Raw genomic sequence first — 3,437 nt, 5'->3', positions numbered from 1 at the left:
TGCGTGCGGCGTTCCAGCAGGCGCGGGAACAGCTCGAAGACCCGGTCCAGGTCCTCCTGCAGGTTCTTGCGGTCCTTACGGGCGTAGGCGCCCATGTCGAGGTTCTCCGCGACCGTCATGCCCGGGAACACCCCGCGGCCCTCCGGCACCTGGGAGATGCCCCGCACCACCCGCAGATCGCCCCGCAGACGCGTGATGTCCTCGCCGGCGAAGACGATCCGGCCCGCCGAGACCGGCCGGATGCCCGAGATCGCCCGCATCGTGGTCGACTTCCCGGCACCGTTGGCGCCGATCAGGGCGACGATCTCGCCCTCCTCGACCGTGATCGACAGCTCCGACACCGCCTGGATCCGGCCGTAGTGCACGGAAACCCCGGCAAGCTCAAGCAGCGTCATCGTCAGGCACTCCCAAGTAGGCCGCGATCACCGCGGGGTTCTCCCGGATCTCGGCGGGCAGCCCGTCGGCGATCTTCTTCCCGAACTCCAGCACCACGATGCGGTCGGTGACCCCCATGACCAGTTTCATGTCATGTTCGATCAGCAGCACCGTGTAGCCGTCGGCGCGGATCTTGCGGATCAGCGCCATGAGCTCTTCCTTTTCCGCCGGGTTGAAACCGGCGGCGGGCTCGTCCAGGCACAGCAGTTTCGGCTCGGTGGCCAGCGCCCGCGCGATCTCCAGACGCCGCTGGTAGCCGTAGGGCAGGTTCTTCGCCTTGTCCGCGGCCCGGTCGGCGATGCCCACGAACTCCAGCAGCGCCATCGCGCGCTCCACCGCCTGGCGTTCCTCGTGGTGGTGCCGCGGCAGGCGCAGGAGGGCGCCCATGACGCTCGTCCTGTGCCGGGCGTCCGCGCCCACGACCACGTTCTCCAGCGCCGTCATCTCGTCGAACAGACGGATGTTCTGGAAGGTCCGCGCCACCCCGAGCTGGGTGATCTTGTGCCGGGGGGCCTTGGCCAGCGGCTTGCCCTCCAGCAGCACCTGCCCGGAGGTGGGCCGGTACACGCCGGTCATCGCGTTGAAGCAGGTGGTCTTCCCGGCGCCGTTGGGCCCGATCAGCCCGAGGATCTCACCGCGGCGGATGCCGAAGGAAACCCCGTCCAGCGCGGTCAAACCGCCGAAGCGCAGGGTCACGTCCCGCATCTCCAGCAGCGTCTCGCCGACCTCGACCTCGATCTCGCGATCGGGCGCGACCGCCTCGGCGACCTCGGCCTCGTGCTCGGCACGCTGCTCCGGGGTCATGTGCGCGACCTCGGCGACGAGGCCGCCTTCCTCGTTGAGCTCGGTCATTCCTGGACCCCCGTCGGCTCAGGCGCGAGGGCGCTCTCTCCGCTGACCTGGTCACCGCGCCCGAGCAGGCGCCGGTAGGCCATGCGCCCCTTGGCCAGCAGGTGCTGGCGGGCGCCGAGCAGGCCCTGCGGGCGGAAGATCATCAGGATGATCAGCGCGACGCCGAAGATCAGGTACTTCCACTCGGCGATCTGCGAGAACCGCGCCGGCAAGTAGGACACCACGGCCGCGCCGAGCATCACGCCGGCCTTGTTGCCCGCGCCACCGAGGACCACGGCGGCGAGGAACAGCATCGAGGTGACCACGTCGAAGGACTGGTTGTTGACGAACGCGTAGGTGCCCGCGTAGATGCCTCCGGACAGCCCGCCGATCGCGGCGCCGATGACGAACGCCCAGATCTTGAACTTGTAGGTGGCCACGCCCATGATCTCGGCGACGTCCTCGTCCTCGCGGATGGCCACCCAGGCGCGCCCGACGCGGGACCGTTCCAGGTTCCCGACCAGCAGCAGCACCGCGATGATGACGGTGACCGTGAACCAGTACCACTGGGTCGCGTTTTCGAAGAACGGCTGGCCTGCCGCGTTGGTGCCGACCCGTTCGAAACCGGACTGGCCGCGCAGCGGGGTGACGTTGTCGGCCAGCAGCCGGATGATCTCACCGAAGCCCAGGGTGACGATGGCGAGGTAGTCGCCGCGCAGGCGCAGCGTCGGCGTGCCCAGGATGATGCCGAAGATCATCGTGACCGCCATCGCCAGCGGCAGCGTCCACAGGAACGGCAGCCTGTGCAGCGAGGAGTTCGGGCTGGTGAACAGCGCCGTCACGTACGCGCCGACGGCGAAGAAGCCGACATAGCCCAGGTCGAGCAGACCGGCCTGGCCGACCACCACGTTCAGGCCGATCGCGACCAGCGCGAAGCGCGCGACGTCGAACATCGCGGTCGGGAAGTCGGTGCCAGGAGCAGTGGTGATCAACGGCGGGTTGAGCACCGGCAGCGCGTAGATCAGCAGCGCGACCGGGATCAGCACCGCCCACTGCGCGGGACGGGAGAGATTGCTCCACCATTCACGAAGGTTGGTCATACTCGCGCCTTCCCTAACGACTCGCCGAGCAGGCCCGTCGGCCGGAACATCAGCACGACGACCAGCACCACGAAGGCGACGACGTCCTTCCATTCCCCGCCGAACAGGGACTGGCCGTAGTTCTCCACCAGGCCGAGCACCAGCCCGCCCAGCAGTGCACCGCGCAGGTTGCCGATGCCGCCGAGCACGGCCGCGGTGAAGGCCTTGATGCCGAGCACGAAACCGCCGTTGTAGACGGCGCCCTGCGGGATCTTCATCATGTAGAACAGCGCCGCCGCGCCGGCTAGCAGACCGCCGGCCAGGAACGTCACCACGATGACCCGTTCCTTGTTCACGCCCATCAGGGTGGCCGTGTCCGGATCCTGCGCCACCGCGCGGATACCGCGGCCCAGGCGGGTCCGGTTGACGAAGTAGTCCGCGACGAACCACAGCAGGATGGCCGCGACGAACAGGATGATGTGGATGTTCGTTACCGAGGCACCGAAGATTTCGAACATCTTCTGCGGCTGGAGGAGCCGGATCTGCGGCTGCTGGTTCTTGCCGAAGATCAGCATCAGCGCCTGCTGGATGGCGAACGAGGCGCCGATCGCGGTGATCAGGAAGACCAGGCGGGGGGCGTTGCGGTCCCGCAGCGGCTTGTAGGCCACCCGTTCCAGGAGCACCGCGACCCCGCCGGAAGCGGCCATCGAGGCGATACCCGCTATCGCGAGGAAAAGGATGAGCTCCGCCAGCGACAGCTCCGGCGTGGCACCGGAACGGAAACCGAGCAGGTAGAAGGTGCCCCAGGTGGCGAAGGCGCCCACCACGAACACTTCGGAATGGGCGAAGTTGATCAGTTTGAGCACACCGTAGACGAGGGTGTACCCCAGCGCGATCAACGCGTAGATACCGCCTTGGGCGAGGCCGTCGACGGTGTTGTTCCAAAATTGCTGGCCCAGGCCGTGGACATCGAATTGGATCCAGCTGTCGGCCTGCACCAGGGAAGTGGTCAGCACGGGGTTCAAGGGTTCACTCTATTCCCGGGTACGGAGCGGGCATGCATGCGGCGATCGGCCGCATGCATGCCCGGGT

General features: G+C 67.6%; 4 protein-coding genes. All 4 read right to left on the bottom strand.

Going from position 1 to position 3,437, the window contains the following annotated elements; all coding sequences use genetic code 11:
• The coding region (locus FNH05_RS34895) for an ABC transporter ATP-binding protein (RefSeq protein WP_144593115.1) at positions 1–395 on the bottom strand (395 nt) is incomplete at its 3' end.
• Complete coding sequence (locus tag FNH05_RS34890; RefSeq protein ID WP_144593114.1) at positions 382–1,287, bottom strand: ABC transporter ATP-binding protein; 906 nt, start codon at positions 1,285–1,287, stop codon at positions 382–384. The genes FNH05_RS34890 and FNH05_RS34895, both read right to left, overlap by 14 nt.
• Entirely contained in the window at positions 1,284–2,366 is a 1,083-nt protein-coding gene (locus FNH05_RS34885) for a branched-chain amino acid ABC transporter permease (RefSeq protein WP_144593113.1), read from the bottom strand. Before FNH05_RS34885 ends, FNH05_RS34890 begins: the two co-directional genes overlap by 4 nt.
• Positions 2,363–3,361 carry a branched-chain amino acid ABC transporter permease gene (locus FNH05_RS34880; protein ID WP_425458521.1) on the bottom strand — a complete coding sequence of 333 codons (999 nt, stop codon included), beginning with the start codon at positions 3,359–3,361 and terminating at the stop codon, positions 2,363–2,365. Before FNH05_RS34880 ends, FNH05_RS34885 begins: the two co-directional genes overlap by 4 nt.
• Positions 3,362–3,437: the final 76 nt, after the last annotated feature.

The organism is Amycolatopsis rhizosphaerae (assembly GCF_007713715.1).
GTDB classification, from domain to species: Bacteria; Actinomycetota; Actinomycetes; order Mycobacteriales; family Pseudonocardiaceae; genus Amycolatopsis_E; species Amycolatopsis_E rhizosphaerae.
The sequence above is the reverse complement of the archived record's forward strand: the minus strand, read 5'-3'. Positions and strand labels throughout refer to the sequence as shown.